Here is an 18,324-nt window from a genome sequence, read left to right on the forward strand (position 1 = left end):
GTCAGATCCTCTTCAGGCCGCGGCTGACGCGGATCTCGCGCCAGCGGTTGATGCCGACAGCCCACAGGATCAGGCCGCCGAGAACGACCTGCACCAGGAAGGGATCGATATGGAAGAGCACGAGCGCCTGGGTGATGATGGCGACGATGATCACGCCGAGCAGCGTGGCGAAGCTGGAGACATGGCCGCCCGCGAGCACGGCACCGCCGATCACCGGTGCGGCAAAGGAAAGGATCAGCCAGTCGTCGCCGATGGTCGGCTGCCCGATCTCCAGCCGCGCCACCAGCGCGATGCCGGCCAGGGCCGCCAGCAGGCCCGAAATGGCATGGGCGGTGACGACGGTCCGCGACACCGAGATGCCGGAGAGTTCGGCCGAATGCGGATTGCCGCCTACGGCCAGGATGAAGCGCCCAAGCGGCAGGCGGTTGAGCAGATACCACATCGCCGCGAACACGATGGCCGCCGGGATCACCAGCCAGGGCAGCGGACCCAGGAAGGTGGTGTTGCCGAAATCCTTGACGCTCTGAGGCACGCCGTAGAAGGGCTGGGCCTTGGTGATGGCGAGGTTGATGCCCTTGAACACCGACAGGGTGGCCAATGTGATGACGAAGGCAGAGATACCGGTGCCGGCGATGAAGGCGCCATTGACGATGCCGGCCAGGAGGCCGATCCCCGCCGCCAGCAGCGCGGCAAGCGGCGCCGGCAAGCCCCACACCTGCATCATGCCGGCAAAGGAGATCGCGGCCAGTCCGCCGATGGCCCCGACCGCCAGGTTCATCTGCCCGATGGCGATGATGATCATCTGGGAAAAGGCGATCAGCATGTTCACGGTGATGGCGAGCAGCAGCACCTGGATGTTGAGCGGCGACAGGAAGGACGGGTTGAAGCTGCCGATGAAAGCAATCGCCACGACGGCGATCGCCAGCGGCCCGAACCAGTCGGTCTGCATGAAGCGGGGCATCACACCATCCTCCGATGGGCGAGATAGGAACGGCGTGCCTTATCGATCAGCACGGCTGACAGCAGCAGGCAACCCAGGCAGGCCTGCACCCAGAACTCCCCGATCTGCAGGAGAAGCAGGCCGTTGGTCAGCATCGTAACCAGGATGGCGCCGAGCACGGTGCCGCTCACCGAGACGCGGCCACCGCTGAGCAGCGTGCCGCCGAGCACCGGGCCGAGAAAGGCCGGCAGCAGCCAGTCCTGCCCCAGTTGTCCGGCCATTGAGGGAATGGCCGCGCCGGTACGCGCCACCACGAGCATGGCCGTGATGGCGGCGAGCCCCCCCGACAGCATGTGGCAGAGGATGAAGACACGCCCGACGCGCACGCCGGAAAGCTCGGCGGCCTCGGGACGGGCGCCGGCCGCCAGCATCTCGCGGCCGAAAACGGTGAAGCGATAGAGCATGCCCAGCGCGATCGCCACGATGAGGGCGACGACGAGAAGCGGCGAGACCAGGCCGAACAGGCGCAACCGCCCGAAATTGGAGAAGTCGGCCGGAATGCCGCGGAAGGATTGAGCCTTGGTCAGATAGATCATCGTCCCGAAGAAGATGCTCATGCTGGCAAGGGTGATGATGAAGCTGTGCAGGCCGGAGCGTACCACGACGAAACCGTTGATCCAGCCGAGCGCCGCCGCCAGGGCGATGGCGCCGAGAGCGGCAACAGGCCAGGGCAACCCCGCCAATTCCACCAGGGCGCCAAAGGCCATCGCCGCGCAGACGCCAATGGCGCCGACCGCCAGGTTCAACCCACCGGTGACGATCACCACCATCATGGACAGACCCACCATGATGTTGACGGCGGCGACGCGCCCCAGCGTGAACTGGTTGAAGGGTGAGAAGAACCCTTTGGTGGCGAGGCCGAATAGGCAAGCGAAGACCACGATCAGGACCAGCAGGCCGAATTCGTTTGTCAGGTAGAAGCGCACCGTGCCGCTTTGCATCGGCTTGCCGGTCGTCGGCGCGAGTGTTGCGATTGGGGATTCGTCACCGGCCATCGGCGGATCTCGGCTCCGTAGGAATAGAGTTGCGTCCGGTCGTCACTGCGGGCCTTTTCGATCCTGTGATCGGCGCGGCTCGCAATAACGAACAGTCCCTCCGGCGCGCTTACTTGCAAGCCAGGTAAGTTTTCTCGAAGCTCGCCAGCAGCGTCTTGGTGATGCCCTGCATGGCGGAGATGTAGTTGTCGACACCCGAGGCATCGACGAAAACCGTGCCCGAATCAATGAAGTGGTTGGTCAGTGCATTGGACTTCCAGGGCGCATCGGCCTTCACGGTGCAGCCATTTCGCAGCTTGTCGGCCGCGAAAGAACCGATATAGCCCTGGCCATAGGGGTTCTGCAGCATGGTGCCGTTGACGAAGCCGTCCTTGATCGCCTTGAGCACCACCTCGTCATGGTCGATGGCGACCATTTTGATGCGCTTGTCGCCGATCTTGCGCAAGGCGTTGGAGGCGACCACCGCCGGCACCCAGGCCGTGGTGACGATGCCGTCGATCTCACCGGCATGGGCGGCAAGATAGGCGTTGATCTTCTCTTCCGCCGGCTCGGGCGCGTCGATATCGGCGATGACCTGCACCACCTGCCCGCCTTCTTCCTCGGCAGCCTTCTTTACGGCGTCGATGCGAAGCTGCGTGTTGGGATCGACCAGGAAGCCGGTGAAATGGGCGATGCGCTTCTTGCCGCCCATCGCCTTGAACAATTCCTTGGTGCCGAGATAGGCCGAATTGCCGGTATCGGTACCGAGGCAGAAGGCCGCCTTGGAAGGGTCCTTCAGGCAGCCGGCCAGTGCCATCACCGGCGCGCCGGTATCGGCCAGCTCATTGGCTGTGGCCACCGAACCGACCGGATCGCCCGGGAAGATCAGGAAGGCGTTGTAGCCCTGCGTTACCAGGCTTTCGAGCAGTTCGTTCTGTTGGCTGAGCTCCCATTTCTGCGGAACCTTGTAGTCGGCCGCCCCAAGGCCGAAATCCTTGGCCGCATCTTTGCCGGCCTGATCCCAGGCCGAAAAATAGGGATGCGGACCGCCGGGCACCAGCGCCACCTTGGTGTCATTGGCGGCCAAAGCGGGCAACGCACCGGCGAACAAGGCAGCCACAGCCGCGCAAGCAAAGAGCTGACGTCGAATGAACATGAAATTCCCTCCCTCTGGGGATGACGTGCTGCGGGCGCTTCTCGACTTCGCTTGGCCCGCTTGACAGGTGTGGATACTAGGATCCAAGGTCAATCTATGCAACCATGTTTGCAAGATAATGGTAGCGATCTTGGTCCTCCCCCCATGCCATTCCGATTCAGGATGGAGCATCATATCATTGCGATCATTGCGGTTTTGAAGGAGCCGGCCGATGTCTGCCTTGCCCAACAAACAGTCCGGGCCGGACGAAGACGGGCTGGGCTTTGCCGTCGACATCAATCGCAAGCATCCGGTGGGCGACCAGATCTATGAAGCCTTGAAGCAGGCCATCATCACGGTCAGGCTGATGCCGGGCACCTCGATCAGCGAGAATCGCATCTGCCGCCATTTCGGCGTGTCGCGCACGCCCGTGCGTTCTGCGGTGGTGCGGCTGAGCGAGGACGGCCTGATCGATGTCTATCCGCAGCAGGGCAGCTTCGTCTCGCCCATCCGCCTTGCCGAAGTGCGCGATAGCCATTTCATCCGCAAGCATCTGGAGCTGGCTTTGCTGCGCGAGGCTGCTTCGCGCTGGACATCGGCCAAGAGCGTCGAGGCCCGCGCCATCGTGGAAACGCAACGCCAGGCCATGCTCGCCGATGACAAGGACCGCTTCTTCGAGCAGGACGAACGCTTCCACTACGCCTTTGCCGGCTTCGCCGAGCGCGAAGGCGTATGGCCGACCATCCTGCAGGTCCGCGCCCGCCTTGCACGCTTCGTGCGGCTGTTCGGCACGCCTTCCCGTCTGCCTCTGGTGCTGGAGGAACATCTGGCCGTACTCGATGCCCTCGATGACGGCAGGACGAACGAAGCCGCCGCCCGGCTCGAACAGCATCTCGACATGATCTTCACCATGCTCGCCCAATTGCCGGACGAGTATGGGCCCTATGTTACGGAGTAGCCCGATGCGTCTCGGCACCAGTACCCTCGCCCAACTCAAGGCTGATATCGCCAAACCGCGCTATGATCGGGCCGCGATCCGGCCCGGTATCCTGCATCTGGGCACGGGCGCCTTCCATCGGGCGCATCAGGCTGTCGCCATCGACGATTGCCTGGCCCGCGGCGAGACGGATTGGGCCATCCTCGGCAGTTCGCTGCGGGGCACCCAGACGCGCGACGCCCTCGCTCCCCAGGATGGGTTGTACACACTCGCCATACGCGACAGCGGCCGCGAGGATCTGCGGGTGATCGGATCCGTGCTCGGTGTCACCGTCGCACCGGAAAATCCCACTCTTCTCCTGGACCAACTCGCCGACCCGGCTATCCGGATCGTCACGCTGACGATCACTGAAAAAGGCTATGCAGTCGATCTCGGCAGCGGCGGCCTGAGGCAGGATCATCCCGATATCGTCCATGATCTCGCCAACCCGCAGGCGCCCCGCTCGGCCCTCGGTTTCCTGGTGGAAGCGATCGCGCGCCGGCGCCGGGAGGGCGGTCGCCCCTTCACCGTCCTGTCCTGCGACAACCTTCCGCAAAATGGGCGCACGCTGAAACGCGTGCTCGCCGAATTCGCTGCCCTGCGGGACAAGGACCTGGCGGCCTATATCGCCGGCGAGATCCCCTGCCCCTCCTCCATGGTCGACCGCATCGTGCCGGCGACGACCGACGCGGACCGCACCGCCATTTCCGCCTCGCTCGGCCTCGAAGACGCCTGGCCGGTGCTGGGCGAGCCGTTCAGCCAGTGGGTGATCGAGGATCGCTTTGCCGCCGGCCGGCCGCGCCTGGAGGAAAGCGGCGTCGAGTTCACCGACGATGTCGAGCCCTTCGAGCATATGAAGCTGCGCCTGCTCAACGGCACGCATTCCACCATCGCCGCGGTGGGGCGGCTGGCCGGCCATGAATTCGTGGCGCAGGCGATCGCCGATCCGGTGATCCGCGATCTGATCGAGCGCTATTGGCAATGCGCCATCCCGACCCTGTCCATCCCGGTCGGCAGGGCCTTCGCCTATACGAGGCAGCTTCTCGGCCGCTACGAGAACACCTCCCTGCATCACCGCACCGCACAGATCGCCTCCGACGCTTCGCAGAAACTGCCGCAGCGCATTCTGTCGCCCCTGCGCGATTGCCTCGCCAAGGGACTGCCCTGCGGCCCACTGATCTTCGCTATCGCCGCCTGGATTCGCTCCTGCGGTGGCAGCGACGACAAGGGCCGTTCCCTGCCCCTCAACGATCCGACCTTCGAGGCCTGGACCGGCCAGCCCGACCAGCGCAGTGCAGCGCCCCAGGCTGTGGTCGAGGCTTTTCTCGGCCTTTCTGCTGTTTTCGGCGACGACTTGCCACGCAACGCGGCCTTTGTCGGCGATCTGCAGGCGGCTTATCGGGCGATCGCCACCCAAGGCGTCCTGGGCGCCGCCCAATCCTGGAGACAGACATGAGAGCCCTGAGCTGCGACGAGCCTGGCAAGCTGAGCATCATCCAGCGCGACGAGCCTCGCCCCACCGGGAACGAGGTGTTGGTGCGCATTCGCCATGTCGGTGTCTGCGGCACCGACTATCACATCTTCCATGGCAACCAGCCTTATCTGAGCTATCCGCGGGTGATCGGACACGAGCTCGGCGCCGAGGTCGTCAGCGCGCCGGCGGGATCGGCCCTGCGCACCGGCCAGATCGTCTCGATCATGCCGACGATCTATTGCGGCCACTGCCGTGCCTGCCGGATGGGCAAGACGAATTGCTGCCAGCACCTGGAAGTCCTCGGCGTCCATCGCGACGGCGGGGCCTGTGACTTGATCGCCGTGCCGGAGGCCAACGTCATTCCGGCCGACGGCCTGACGGCAGGACAGGCGGCCATGGTCGAGTTCCTGGCCATCGGCGCCCATGGCGTGGCGCGCGGCGGCATCGGGCCGGGACAGCGCGTGGCGATCGTCGGCGCCGGGCCAATCGGCATCGCAGCCGCCGTCTTCTCCAAGGTGGCTGGCGCCCATGTCAGCGTCGTCGACATCAATCCCCACCGCCTCACCTTCTGCGCGGACGAATTGGGGGTGGATGGCGTCTTCGAGGCCTCCGCCGATATCCGGGATCGCCTCGGTCAGGCAACGGGCGGCGATTTCTTCGACTGCGTCATCGACGCTACCGGCAGCCCCGGCGCCATGCAGAAGGGTTTCGATCTCGTCGGCCATGGCGGCGCCTACGTGCTGCTGTCGCTGGTGCGCGCGGACATCACCTTCAATGATCCGGAATTCCACAAGCGCGAGACCACGCTCTATGCCAGCCGCAATGCCATCAGGCAGGATTTCGAGACCGTGCTGCAGGCGATGCGGGCCGGCAAGGTGCCCCTGCAAGCCCTGGCCAGCCATGAGGGCAGCCTGGACGATGCGCCCGGCCTGATACCGGAATGGTCCAGGCCGGAAACCGGCGTGATCAAGGCGGTCCTGACCGTATAGGCGGCCTGCGCGTCTCAAACCAGGCGGTTGCCACACTCCCTGCCGAAGAAGGCCTGTCGCGTCTTGCTTTGTCAGCTACGCCCCGTCCGCCGGGACGTCCGTGCCCGCATCAGCCAGCAAGCTGCAGATTTCTAGGACGGTGCCGTCAGCAGATGGCCCGCCAGCTTGGCCACCTGCTGGCGGATATCCGGCACGGCTACGATCTCCCAGAACGTGCCGGAGGTGATCGGTCCCACGGCAAAGAGCCGATCCGAGGGCGTGCCATCCACCCCCAGCACACCGCAGTCCAGGCCGACATCCAGGCCGAGGCCGAGGCTGTCGGGCCGCACCCTGCCATCGGCGAGCAATTGGCGCAGAATCGGATTGTCGGTCGCCGTGACGTCAGCCGCGCGCCCGCGGCACTCGAAGACGGCATCCGCATCGATCTGCATTTCGGACGCACCAGTGCGGGCGGTGTAGCGTACCGTTACACCACCTGCCTGCGGATCGAATCCGGTAACCCGTCCCGCCACGATGGCGAGCTGCCCTGCCCGGCGAGCTTCTTCGATCCGCGCTGCGGCGTCCGGTGCCATGCGATGACGATGGATGTCCCACCAGGCCCGGGCATGGCGCAGAAAACGTCGGCGCGCCTCTTGAGACAGGCTGCGCCACAGGGGCTGTGTATAGGGCCGCAGCCCGTCGACGATGGCACGCCAATCGCCCCCCGCTCTCTGGTGTTCAGCCACGAGCCGACGCAGCCAGCGCGTGAGATAGACGATACCCGTGCCATAGGGGATGTCGGCGGCGTCGAGGCGCAGCGGCTGGACCGGCTTGTGCGCCTGCGGGCTGAGGCCGCGCCTGGAAATCGCGGTGATCCGGCCTCGATGTCCGGCATGCAGCAGGGACAGGACCCGGTCGGCCATGGTGAGGCCGGTACCGACGATGACGACAGCGGCATCGGGGGAGAAGGCCGCCGGCCCGGCATCGAACCAGCCATCGAAACGCCAGGGGGCCGGCGACAGCCTGGGACCCTCATTGCCGGTCGCCAGAATGGCGATGTCGGCATTCAGCCTGCCGCCCCCGCTCAGATGGACGACAACGCCTTGCCCGGTTTCCGCGATGCCGACCGCCTCGTCCTGCACGATAACCAGACGCCGGCTACCCGGCCGCTGCACGAGATGCGGCGAGAGCAGATCGGCGAGGTAATCGCGATAAAGGCGCCGGGGCGCGAAGGACTGGGAGTCCGGACAATGGGTGCTGCTATGCTCGCCAACCCAGCGCCAGAAATGGTCGGGATCATCGGGATAGGCGCTCATATTGGCAGCGCGAACATTCAGGAGATGATCGGGATGGCTGGTGCCATAGGCAATGCCGGCGCCGAGCTCCCGGCTCTTCTCCACCAGGGTCACACGCAGATCCGGATGATGATGACGCAGCAGATGGGCCGTCATCAACACGCCGCTCGCTCCGCCTCCGATGACGACGATATGCCTGGAGGAGGCGGAATGGACAGTGAGCGGCATGCTGCAAACTTCGATTAATCTAGTATTTTGATAGATCAATCACACACAGCCGACAAGGTGCTCAGCTGGTGAATTTCAAAGCAGGCCGTCTCAGACACCGATCCAGATGGGCGGATCAGATATGATACATCAAAGTCAGGTCGTCGAGATCGGCGAGCGCCCGCATCTCGGCGAGATTGCGATTGTCCAGCACGGTGGAAATCGCCTGCCGCACTTCCAGCATCATCAGACGCACCGCACACTGGTTCTCGTCGGAACAGTCGTCACAGCGCTGATAGGCCGTGCGGCTGGCGCAGGGGATCGGCGCGAGCGGTCCGTCCAGCACGCGCACGATGTGGCCGACTCGGATTTCGCTTGCGGGCCGGCCGAGAACATAGCCGCCGCCCTTGCCCTTCTTCGAATGTAGGAAGCCAGCATTCTTCAGCTCGCCCAGAATCGTATCGAGGAACTTCTTGGGAATGCCATTCTGTTCAGCGATATCGGAGACAAGACATGGCTTGCCCGGCTCTGCACCGGCCAGATGCACCATTGCCTTGAGGCCGTATTTGCCTTTTTTCGTCAGCATGCGGCCCCCGGACTGCGATTCGGAAATCCACTTCAGCCTTCTGGTAATAGCAAAAGCACTGATTTGCTACTCATGCCGTCGCCAAAGCTTGCCAAAACTAGAGCAAAGCGCGTTCAGGCGTGAACGAGCTTTGCTCTAGCTCCTTGCTTTGGACGCGTCTTTGCGATTCGACGTGCTCCCGTCCAATCGCAAAACGCTATGGCGATAAGCCGACGCCGCATGACTTTCGGGCAGCCGCGGCGAGCCGCCGAAAAGCTTCTCGCGCAAGGTTCCCTCGGCATAAACAGTCTTGTAGCGTCCCCGCCGCTGCAGCTCCGGCACCAGCAGATCGGCGACATCCGCAAAGGTCTCCGGGCGCACCGCGAAGGCGAGGTTGAAGCCGTCAATGCCGGTTTCATCGACCCAGGCTTCCAGCTCGTCAGCCACGCTGGCAGGTGAGCCGATCACCACAGGCCCGACGCCGCCGATCGCCACATGCTCGGCGACCTCGCGCACAGTCCAGCGGCGATCGGGATCGGCGCGGGTGATGTTCTCGAGCGCCGAGCGTCCGGCCTCATTCTCGACATGCTCCACGATCGCATCGCGGTCGAGTTGCGAAAAATCGACACCGGTCCAGCCCGACATCAAGGTCAAGGCTCCCTCGTGATCGGCATAGCGGCGATAATCGGCGAACTTGGCCGCTGCCTCCTCATCCGTGGGCGCCACGATCACCGTCAGCAGGGTAAAGATCAGGATATCGGCAGGGTTGCGTCCGAGCCGTGCAGCGGCCTGCCGAATGGCAGCCACCCGGCCGGCGATCACCTTGCGGCTCGGCCCGGAAATGAAGACGCACTCGGCATGCCGCGCCGCGAAGCCGAGCCCCGCCGGCGAGGTTCCGGCCTGATAGAGCACGGGCGTGCGCTGTGGCGAAGGTTCGCTCAGATGCACGGCATCGATGCGAAAATGCGGTCCGTCATGCTGGACTTTGCGCACCCGCCCGGGATCGGCGAAGACCCCGCTCTGCGCATCCGCAACCACGGCATCGTCAGCCCAGCTTCCTTCCCACAGCTTGTAGACCGCAGCCATATAGTCCTCGGCGATGGCATAGCGGTCGTCATGCGCTGTCTGCTTGTCCTTGCCGGCACCGCGGGCCGCACTATCGAGATAGCCGGTGACGATGTTCCAGCCGATGCGCCCCTCCGTGAGATGGTCGAGCGTCGACATGCGGCGCGCAAAACCATAGGGCGGCTCGTAGCTGAGATTGACGGTGACGCCGAAACCCAGATGCCGCGTCACCGCCGCCATGGCCGGCACGAGCAGCAGGGGATCGTTCACCGGGATCTGCGTGGCGTGGCGCAGGGCCGCTTCGCCATTGCCGCCATAGACGTCGTAGACACCCAGGACGTCGGCCAGGAACAATCCATCGAACAGGCCCCGTTCCAAGATGCGGGCGAGATCGAGCCAATAATCGAGCCGGTTATAGGCGCGCGAACGATCGCGGGGATGGCGCCACAACCCGGGGGACTGATGCGCCACGCAGTTCATTTCGAAGGCATTGAAACGGATGGGTTTGGACATCACTCGGTGTGCCGGTCTTCAGACCGGCAATCCTTGTTGGAAGAAGATTGATGCCGGTCTCGCTCCATCACTTGATGGAGCTGAAAAGACCGGCACACCATTATCCTGCTGCCGCCTTACGATTGGAAGGCGCCACGACATTGGCGATGACCTCGCCGAAGGGGCCGGCATTGCGGGCGGGCCCAAGATCGTTGCCGGTGGTCTTCTTCAGGGGAAGCTTGGGGAAGACCAGTTCGGCGAAGCGATAGCATTCCTCCAGATGCGGATAACCAGAGAGAATGAAGCGGTCGATGCCGAGCGCCATATATTCCTTCATGCGCTCGGCCACCTCGTCGGGATTGCCGACCAGCGCGGTGCCGGCCCCGCCGCGGACCAGGCCGACACCGGCCCACAGATTGGGGCTGATCTCCAGCTTGTCACGCGACCCACCATGCAAGGCCCGCATACGGCTCTGCCCCACCGAATCCATGCGTGCGAACACCTTCTGGGCCGTGGCGATGGTCTCGTCGTCGAGCTTAGAAATCAAGGCATCCGCCGCCTGCCAGGCCTCGGCCGAGGTTTCGCGCACGATCACATGCAGGCGGATGCCGAAGGTGAGCGTGCGGCCATATTTGGCGGCGACCGCCTTGGCATTGGCGATCTTCTCCGCGACCTGCTGGGGCGGCTCGCCCCAGGTCAGGTAGACGTCGACATGCTTGCCGGCGACCTCGTTACCCGCTTCCGACGATCCACCGAAATAGAGCGGCGGATAGGGCTGGCTCACCGGAGGATAGAGCAGCACACCATCTTCGATGCGCAGATGCTTGCCCTCGCGAGTGATCTTGCCGCCCTGCAGGAGGTCACGCCAGATATCGAGGAATTCGTCGGTGACCTCGTAGCGCTCCTTATGGTCGAGGAAGACGCCGTCCCCCTTCAGCTCCACCGGATCGCCGCCGGTGACGACATTGATGAGCAGCCGCCCGTCGGAGAGCCGGTCGAGCGTCGCTGCCGAGCGCGCCGCGAAGGCCGGCGTGGTCAGGCCGGGACGGATCGCCACCAGGAAGCGCAGGCGCTTGGTCAGCGGCACCATGGCCGAGGCGATGACCCAGCTGTCCTCGCAGGAACGGCCGGTGGGCAGCAGCACGCCGAAATAGCCGAGTTCGTCGGCGGCCTTGGCAATCTGAGAGAGGTAGCCGAGCGAGACATGCCGCGCGCCCTCCTCGCTGCCGAGATAGCGCCCGTCGCCATGGGTCGGCAGGAACCAGAGCACATCGGTTTCCTGGGCGGGCGGGGGCAGGTCGAGATCATAGGGCATGGTAAAGTCTCTGGTCGTATATTGGAGGGTCGATCTCCAGATCGACCGTCTTGGAAACGTAGGACGAGATGGGGCGCGAAGACGGTCGATCTGGAGATCGACCCTCCATGCTCCCGGCGCCTTCGGCGGTTAAGTCAGCGCTTATGGAGGTCGGGCCAATTCGGTTCGCGTGTTCATGAACGGGCTTTTGCTTAGATGGCGCCGTGGCGCGGCGGATTGATGCCGTTGAGCCAGTAGTCGCCGATGGCGCGGTATTTCCAGCGCACGGGATCGTGCACGGTGTGGGTGCGGGCGTTGCGCCAGAAACGGTCGAAGCCGAACTGGGTCTGGGTGGCGCGCGAACCGGCGAATTCGATCAGCTTGCTGCCGGCGAGCAGCGAAGCCTCGGTGGAGGCAACCTTGGCCTCGGCGACGGCTATCGAGGCGGCCGCGACCGTCTCCACCGTGGGATCGGCCACGGCGATGTCGGAAAAGCGCCCGGCCCGCTCCAGCAGCGCATCGGAGGCGGCCACACGGATCTTCACCTCGCCAATGCCGGCGATCGTATAGGGATCCTCATAGCCATGATCGAGGCCGCTGTCCTTCCAGGGACGGGCATGCTTCTTCACGAAGCTCAGCGTCTCGGCGAGCGCGGCCCGCGCGATACCGGCCTCGACGGCGGCGTGCATGATCTGCGCCACCGGCCCCATCGAGGTCGGCCGGTCGAAGACGGCCTTCAACGAAATCACCGAGAAGGGATGCACCTCGACATTATCGAGCGTGGTCGTGCCCGAGCCGGTTACCCGCTGGCCGAAGCCGGCCCAATCGTCGATGACCTCGAGCCCCGGTGTCGACCGCGGCACGAAGGAGATGGTCGAACGCCCCTCATCGTCATTGGCCACCACGGCCACCCAATGGGCGAACAGGGCACCGGTGCAATAGAATTTGCGCCCATTGAGGCGCAGCACCGGCCCGTCTTTGCTGAGGCGGGTGTTGTGGTCCTGGGCCGTCTTGGTGCCGATCTCGGACAGGGCATTGCCGATGCGCTCGCCGGCCAGGATGCGGCCATAGAAGAAGCGCTTCTGCTCCTCGCTGCCTTCCAGGCGCAGGGCATGCAGGATGAAGAAGTGGTTCTGCGGAATCTGGCCGATCGAACCATCCGCCGCGGAGAGGAGAGCGATCACCTCGGCCAGAGTGCCGGATGATACCTCGGCGCCGCCATAGGCCTTCGGCACAGTGATGGCGAGCAGGCCGGCATCGGACAGCCAGTCGAGTTCCTCATAGGGCAGGCGCCGCTCGCGATCCCGTTCGATCGCGGTCTCGGCGATGCGGGCCGCGACCTTGCGCGCGGCAGCGAGTGCCTCGGCGTCATCCTTGATGATACGGGCCTTGCCGGCCCGCAAGGGCGGTGCCTTGAACGCAACCAGGCGCTCAGGTGGGGTATCGGCGGTCAGGGCGGCGGCAGTGGGCATGATTTAGTCCTATTCCGGGTGCGCGGGCGTCTCGCCCGCTCTTCCTTCCGGCTTATTCGATGTTTCCAAGGACGGGCGAGACACCCGCGCACCCGGAGAAATCAACTCCAGGGGTGGCGTGGCGGGCTCACGCCGTTCAGGGCGTGATTGCCGACATGGAAGAATTTCCAGCGTACCGGATCATGCAGCGTGTGGGTGCGGGCATTGCGCCAATGCCGGTCCAGATTGTACTGGCCCAGGGTCGAGCGCGTACCGCCGAGTTCGTGCAGCTTGTTGGTGGCGAGGATGGCGATCTCGGTGGTCAGCACCTTGGCCTCGGCAACCGCGACGGCAGCCGCCGTCACGCCCTCCTCAGTCGGCTGCTCCACGATCGCGTCGACAGCCCGCCCGGCCTTCTCCAGCAGGGCCTCGGCGGCATGCAGCTTGATCTTGAGATCGCCGATCTGGGCGATGGTGAAGACATCCTCATAACCGTGCTCCTGGCCGCTATCGATCCAGGGCCGAACGTTGTTGCGCACGAACTTGATGGTCTCCTCGATAGTGCCGCGCGCAATGCCGGCATCGACGGCGGCCTGGATGATCTGGGAGACCGCCCCGTTGGTCGAGGGATTCTCGCCGCCGAGATAGGCCGGTATGACGCCCTCGGGGCCAACCCGGACATTGTCGATGCGGACATTGCCGCTCGCCGTGGTGCGCTGCCCGAAACTCGACCAATTGTCGATGATATCAAGGCCTTCGGCATCGCGGGGCACGATGGCCAGATGCACCTTGCCGGCGGGATCGACGGCGCCGATATGGATGTAATGCGCGAACAGCGCTCCGGTGGCGTAGAACTTCTCGCCCTTGACCCGGTAGCCGTCACCATCGGGCGTGAGCGTGGTCTCGAAGGCACCGACATGCTTGGACTTGGCCTCGGAGAAGGCGTTGCCGAGCCGGTAGCCCGAGAGCACGCGGCTAAACCACAATTTCTTCTGCTCTTCCGACGCGGTAGCCCTGATAACGTCCACGGCGGCGAGATGGTTCTGCGGGATCTGGCCGATGGAAGGATCCGCCGCCGAGATCAGCTTGATCACCTCCGTCAGCGTCACCCAGGAGACGCCGGCACCGCCATAGGATTTGGGAATGGTTATTCCCCAAAGGCCGCTCTTGGAGAAACGGTCGAGTTCCACCGCCGGCAGAAGCCGTTCGCGATCGCGCAGCGCCGCCTCGGCCGCGAATTCCGCCGCCAGAGTCGTGGCAATCTCGATCGCCTCGGCATCGGACGTGATGACATGGGCCTTAGGCTGGAGATCGAATTGAGGTGGCTCGGAGGTGAGCGGCGGCGCAACGGAAATGGTCATGGTGATCCCGGTCTTCTTGAATCAGGCAGGATGGAAGCCGCCATAGCCGCCCTGGGCATAGACGAGCGGCCTGCCATCGGCGGTGCGAATACCGCGTACGGCACCGATGATGATGGAATGGCTGTGGCGGTCGATGAACTCCTCGACCTCGCAATCGACGGAGGCGAGCGCGCCCTCCAGCGCCAGGGCGCCGGTGAAGAGGCGGTTCCAGCCGGCGTTTTCGTACCGGGCCACCCCCTTGATGCCGCCCCGCCCCGCAAAGCGATCGGCGACGTGGCGCTGGTGGTCGGCCAGGATGTTCACGCAATAATGGCCATAGCGGCGGATGACGGGCCAGGCCGAGGCATCGCGGTTGACGCAGATGATCATGGTCGGTGGCTCGACCGACAGCGACACGGCCGACGTCGCCGTGAGGCCGGTACGCTCGTCCCCCTCGCCCGCGGTGATGACGCTGACGCCGCCAGCCACCAGCCGCATGGCGTCGCGCAGATTCGGTGCCGTAACCGGCGGCAGCTTCACGGCGATATTCATGTTCGTATCCGTCATCTGAAAGAAGCAGTGGAGGCCTCGCCTCCCCTTTCGCTGGCACCCAACGGCGCATCGTGGGCGGATGGTGCAACAACAACAATCTTATGTCTATAGATTTTATAGAATTTATGGCCAAAAAAAATTCGAGAGCTTCTGCTCTCGCCTAGGGCCCGCCCCGCTTGCAGCCGATGACGATCATCGGGCTGAGTGCGGTCCGGAAGTGGGTGCGCCAACCGTCAGCCGGCGCACCCCCGAAACGATCTTACCAGGCCGGCTGGATCGCGCCCTTGAAGTTGGCGTTGATGAAATCGGCCACTTCCTGATTCTGGTAGGAGGCGACCAGCTTCTTGAAGATCGGCTTGTCCTTGTCGGCTTCGCGCACGGCGATGAAGTTGCCATAGGGATTATTGGTGCGGCTCTCTTGGATCAGCGCATCCTTGGCCGGCGTCAGGCCGGCGCCGAGGGCGTAGTTGGTGTTGATCACCGCACCGTCGAGATCGGGCAGCAGATTGGCGAGTTGCGAGGCCTCGATCTCCTTGAATTCCACCTTCTTGGGATTGTCGGTGACGTCGAGCACGCTCGGCACCTGGCCATCGGCGGACTTCAGCTTGATCAGGCCATTGGCCTCAAGGAGCTTGAGGGCGCGGCCGCCATTGGAGGGATCATTGGGAATGCCGATGACGGCGCCTTCCTTCAGGTCGGCGAAGGCCTTCAGCTTCTTCGAATAGAGGGCGATCGGCTGCACCAGCGTATAGCCGATCGGCACGATCTTGTAGCCGCGGGCCGCGATCTGGCTATCGAGATAGGGCTTGTGCTGGAAGGCGTTGGCATCGAGATCGCCCTTCTCCAGCGCCTCGTTGGGAATGGCGTAGTCGGAGAAGGAAACCAGTTCGATATCGAGCCCATCTTTGGCGGCAACCTTCTTGGCCACCTCCCAGATGCGCTCCTCGTCGCCACCCATGACGCCGAGCTTGAGCTTGTCGGCAGCAAAGGCCGCACCGGCGGGAGCGAGGGCAAAGACCAGGGCCAGGGCAGCACCGGCGAGGCGGCGGCGCGTCAATGTGTAGGCGGACATGGGAGTCTTTCCTGTTTTAGATAGACGTTGAATCATGTCGAGAGGCACTGGAAATGACTCTCGGTTCCGTCTCGTAAATCACTGCGTTTACCCAATAATTTGCGAGGTGTTCAGGTCTCGGATGCCTCGGCATCTGCGAGACTTGATATCAGTCCTGTCGCACGCGCTTGTTGAGTTTCCGAGCGGCCAGGTCACCCGCCGACTGCACGCCCTGCACGAGCAGGATGAGGATGACCACCACCGCCCCCATCACTTCGGGCATGAAGCGCTGATAGCCATAGCGGATGGCGACATCCCCCAGGCCACCGCCACCGACTACGCCGGCCATGGCCGAATAGCCGATCAGGCTGACCGTGGTGAGGGTGAGGCCAAGCACGAGCCCCGGCAGCGCCTCGGGAAACAGCACCTTGCGGATGATCTGGAACGGCGTGGCCCCGAAGGAGCGCGCCGCCTCGATCAGCCCGGCATCGACTTCGCGAATGGCACTTTCCACGATACGGGCGATGAAGGGAGCGACCGCGATCGTCAACGGCACGATCACGCCTTTCAGGCCGATCGAACTGCCGACCACGAAACGCGTGAACGGAATGATCGCGACAATGAGAATGATGAAGGGCACCGAGCGCACGGCATTCACGATGGCACCGAGCACGGCATTGGCCTTGGGTGAGGCCAGCAACTCGCCACGCCGGCTGGTGGCCAGGAAGATGCCGAGGGGCAAGCCGAAAAGCGTGCCGAACAGGATGGAGACACCCACCATGATCAGGGAATCGCCGGTGGCATCGCGAATGACTCTGAGGATTTCAGGCGACATAGCCAATCACCTCCCCTTGCAGATTGAGCCTCTCCACCGCCGCGACCACGGCAAGCCGGGTTGCCTCGTCGCCTGGCACCGAAACCAGCAGTGCCCCGAAGGGCTCGCCACCGATCGTATCGATGCGACCGGCCAGGATATTGATGTCGATGCCGAGAATGGTGGTGAGACGGCTGACCACCGGCGCTGTAGCGTGCGAGCCGGTGAAGGTGATGCGCAGCACCGCGTGGCTGCCCGGGCTCGGCTGGTCGGCGAGGCGCCGGGCCAGATCGGCCGGCAGTTCGACACCGGTGACACCGCGCACGAAACTGGCCGTGGTGGCATGGCGCGGCTGGGTCAACACCTCGAAGGCGCGCCCCGTCTCGATCAGCTTGCCGGCCTCGAGCACGGCAACCCGATGGCAGATCTCCTTGATCACCGACATTTCATGCGTGATCAGTACGATGGTGACGCCGAGGCGCTGGTTGATATCGGCGAGCAGGGCCAGGATGGAGGCCGTCGTCTCCGGGTCGAGCGCCGAGGTCACCTCGTCGCCAAGCAGGATCTTGGGCCGGGTCGCCAAGGCGCGGGCGATGCCGACGCGCTGCTTCTGGCCGCCCGACAGCTCCGCCGGATAACGGTTGCGCTTGTCGGCCAGCCCGACCAGATCGAGCAGTGGTTCGACGCGCTCCCGGATCTCGGCAGCGGCGATACCGGCCACTTCCAGGGGAAGCGCCACATTCTCGAAGACTGTGCGCGAGGACAAAAGATTGAAGTGCTGGAACACCATGCCGATGGACCGGCGGACCGGGCGCAACTGGCTTTCGCTGAGGGCATCGACCTCGATGCCGTCGACGACGACGCGACCATTGGTCGGCCGCTCCAGCCCGTTGATCAGCCGCAGCAGCGTCGATTTGCCGGCACCACTGCGCCCGATCACGCCGAAGATTTCGCCGCGCGGAATCTCCAGGCTGAGATCGTCGAGCGCGAACACGGCAGAACTGCCCTTGCGCGCGGCGAAGGAACGCGACACGCGTTCGAAGCGCACGATCGGTTCGACTGCCTCCACCTCACCAGGCAAGGTCAGGCTTTCCACTCTCACAGGTGCGTTCACGCCACCAACTCCTCCATGAGGGAGTGCAGGCGCCTGGCAACCTGGCCAGAGAGATAACGTTCGGCATCACGCGGACCCACGAAGGTCATGCCGTCGAAACGGCTGAAGCGCCGGCTCGCAGCATGAAACGCAAAGCGGCGCGCCTGGGGTTCGCGCACCACGATGCCGACGGCGGCACCGGAGATCTCAATAACATAGGATTCGGAATTGGAGGGATGAGACATGATAAGGCCGCCACTTGGTGGCGCTCCGGAAAGACAGGGAAGGCATGCGTTCAGACCAGCTTCAACAACAACAGCTGCAACACATCTTTCCGTCTGGCTTTTTGATACCTGTCCCGCTGGTCGCGATCATGGGCCACTTCCTGTTTGGAGCCCACGACATCAGCCGTGGCGCTTTAGCGTTTGATGACGCGGCGCAAGCTGCACGCTCAAATGCCCGCGATCGACTCCCTGAGAAGCCGATGACACAAAAATAAATAGTCCACAAAATTAGTCAACTGTTGTTCGTGGATTTTTTTGGTCTCCACGAACTTCGTTTGTTCCCTCCATAGACAC

Annotated in this window: 18 protein-coding genes; 4 read left to right on the plus strand and 14 right to left on the minus strand. The window is 64.0% G+C overall.

Features of this window, described 5'->3' with window-relative positions; all coding sequences use genetic code 11:
• Nucleotide 1: 1 nt before the first annotated feature.
• The 3 genes from ACN6KF_RS12130 to ACN6KF_RS12140 all read right to left on the minus strand — a co-directional run bounded on the left by ACN6KF_RS12130 (nucleotide 2) and on the right by ACN6KF_RS12140 (nucleotide 3,130).
• Nucleotides 2-961, minus strand: coding sequence for an ABC transporter permease (locus tag ACN6KF_RS12130; protein ID WP_434957070.1), 960 nt, complete (start codon nucleotides 959-961; stop codon nucleotides 2-4).
• Nucleotides 961-1,995 carry an ABC transporter permease gene (locus ACN6KF_RS12135; protein WP_434957071.1) on the minus strand — a complete coding sequence of 345 codons (1,035 nt, stop codon included), beginning with the start codon at nucleotides 1,993-1,995 and terminating at the stop codon, nucleotides 961-963. Before ACN6KF_RS12135 ends, ACN6KF_RS12130 begins: the two co-directional genes overlap by 1 nt.
• A 109-nt stretch (nucleotides 1,996-2,104) precedes the next feature.
• Nucleotides 2,105-3,130: a sugar ABC transporter substrate-binding protein gene (locus ACN6KF_RS12140; protein WP_434957072.1), complete on the minus strand. Its 1,026-nt coding sequence runs from the start codon at nucleotides 3,128-3,130 to the stop codon at nucleotides 2,105-2,107.
• A 211-nt stretch (nucleotides 3,131-3,341) separates the two neighbouring features.
• On the opposite strand from ACN6KF_RS12140, the gene ACN6KF_RS12145 reads away from it, so the two are divergent.
• The 3 genes from ACN6KF_RS12145 to ACN6KF_RS12155 are packed head-to-tail and all read left to right on the plus strand — an operon-like array spanning nucleotide 3,342 to nucleotide 6,548.
• The gene (locus tag ACN6KF_RS12145; protein WP_434957073.1) at nucleotides 3,342-4,067 is read left to right on the plus strand and encodes a GntR family transcriptional regulator; all 726 of its coding nucleotides are present in this window, start codon (nucleotides 3,342-3,344) and stop codon (nucleotides 4,065-4,067) included.
• Between the two features lie 4 nt (nucleotides 4,068-4,071).
• Nucleotides 4,072-5,541, plus strand: coding sequence for a mannitol dehydrogenase family protein (locus tag ACN6KF_RS12150; RefSeq protein WP_434957074.1), 1,470 nt, complete (start codon nucleotides 4,072-4,074; stop codon nucleotides 5,539-5,541).
• On the plus strand, nucleotides 5,538-6,548 hold the full coding sequence (locus ACN6KF_RS12155; RefSeq protein WP_434957075.1) for a zinc-binding alcohol dehydrogenase family protein: 1,011 nt from the start codon (nucleotides 5,538-5,540) through the stop codon (nucleotides 6,546-6,548). Before ACN6KF_RS12150 ends, ACN6KF_RS12155 begins: the two co-directional genes overlap by 4 nt.
• Nucleotides 6,549-6,679: 131 nt before the next feature.
• On the opposite strand, the gene ACN6KF_RS12160 is transcribed toward ACN6KF_RS12155, so the two are convergent.
• The 11 genes from ACN6KF_RS12160 to ACN6KF_RS12210 all read right to left on the minus strand — a co-directional run bounded on the left by ACN6KF_RS12160 (nucleotide 6,680) and on the right by ACN6KF_RS12210 (nucleotide 17,991).
• A complete protein-coding gene (locus tag ACN6KF_RS12160) occupies nucleotides 6,680-8,050 on the minus strand; it encodes an FAD/NAD(P)-binding protein (protein ID WP_434957076.1) in 1,371 nt (456 codons plus the stop codon).
• Between the two features lie 115 nt (nucleotides 8,051-8,165).
• On the minus strand, nucleotides 8,166-8,615 hold the full coding sequence (locus tag ACN6KF_RS12165; RefSeq protein ID WP_149254599.1) for an RrF2 family transcriptional regulator: 450 nt from the start codon (nucleotides 8,613-8,615) through the stop codon (nucleotides 8,166-8,168).
• A gap of 135 nt (nucleotides 8,616-8,750) precedes the next feature.
• Nucleotides 8,751-10,172, minus strand: coding sequence for an LLM class flavin-dependent oxidoreductase (locus tag ACN6KF_RS12170; protein ID WP_434957077.1), 1,422 nt, complete (start codon nucleotides 10,170-10,172; stop codon nucleotides 8,751-8,753).
• Nucleotides 10,173-10,272: 100 nt separating this feature from the next.
• On the minus strand, nucleotides 10,273-11,466 hold the full coding sequence (gene ssuD / locus ACN6KF_RS12175) for an FMNH2-dependent alkanesulfonate monooxygenase (protein WP_434957078.1): 1,194 nt from the start codon (nucleotides 11,464-11,466) through the stop codon (nucleotides 10,273-10,275).
• A gap of 191 nt (nucleotides 11,467-11,657) precedes the next feature.
• The gene (locus tag ACN6KF_RS12180; protein WP_434957079.1) at nucleotides 11,658-12,917 is read right to left on the minus strand and encodes an SfnB family sulfur acquisition oxidoreductase; all 1,260 of its coding nucleotides are present in this window, start codon (nucleotides 12,915-12,917) and stop codon (nucleotides 11,658-11,660) included.
• A gap of 101 nt (nucleotides 12,918-13,018) precedes the next feature.
• Nucleotides 13,019-14,257, minus strand: coding sequence for an SfnB family sulfur acquisition oxidoreductase (locus ACN6KF_RS12185; RefSeq protein WP_434957080.1), 1,239 nt, complete (start codon nucleotides 14,255-14,257; stop codon nucleotides 13,019-13,021).
• 21 nt (nucleotides 14,258-14,278) lie between these two features.
• Complete coding sequence (locus ACN6KF_RS12190) at nucleotides 14,279-14,788, minus strand: flavin reductase family protein (protein ID WP_434957081.1); 510 nt, start codon at nucleotides 14,786-14,788, stop codon at nucleotides 14,279-14,281.
• A 259-nt stretch (nucleotides 14,789-15,047) separates the two neighbouring features.
• Nucleotides 15,048-15,860, minus strand: a complete 813-nt coding sequence (locus tag ACN6KF_RS12195) for a MetQ/NlpA family ABC transporter substrate-binding protein (RefSeq protein ID WP_434957082.1) — start codon at nucleotides 15,858-15,860, stop codon at nucleotides 15,048-15,050.
• A 148-nt stretch (nucleotides 15,861-16,008) separates the two neighbouring features.
• Nucleotides 16,009-16,674, minus strand: coding sequence for a methionine ABC transporter permease (locus tag ACN6KF_RS12200; RefSeq protein WP_434957083.1), 666 nt, complete (start codon nucleotides 16,672-16,674; stop codon nucleotides 16,009-16,011).
• A complete protein-coding gene (locus ACN6KF_RS12205; RefSeq protein ID WP_434957084.1) occupies nucleotides 16,664-17,767 on the minus strand; it encodes a methionine ABC transporter ATP-binding protein in 1,104 nt (367 codons plus the stop codon). Before ACN6KF_RS12205 ends, ACN6KF_RS12200 begins: the two co-directional genes overlap by 11 nt.
• Nucleotides 17,764-17,991: a hypothetical protein gene (locus ACN6KF_RS12210; RefSeq protein ID WP_434957085.1), complete on the minus strand. Its 228-nt coding sequence runs from the start codon at nucleotides 17,989-17,991 to the stop codon at nucleotides 17,764-17,766. Before ACN6KF_RS12210 ends, ACN6KF_RS12205 begins: the two co-directional genes overlap by 4 nt.
• A 44-nt stretch (nucleotides 17,992-18,035) precedes the next feature.
• Between ACN6KF_RS12210 and ACN6KF_RS12215 the strand changes: the two genes are divergently transcribed.
• Complete coding sequence (locus tag ACN6KF_RS12215; RefSeq protein ID WP_434957086.1) at nucleotides 18,036-18,245, plus strand: hypothetical protein; 210 nt, start codon at nucleotides 18,036-18,038, stop codon at nucleotides 18,243-18,245.
• Nucleotides 18,246-18,324 lie beyond the last annotated feature (79 nt).

Origin of the sequence: Labrys methylaminiphilus subsp. lupini (assembly GCF_051161885.1) — a bacterium.
In the GTDB taxonomy this organism is placed as follows: Bacteria; Pseudomonadota; Alphaproteobacteria; order Rhizobiales; family Labraceae; genus Labrys.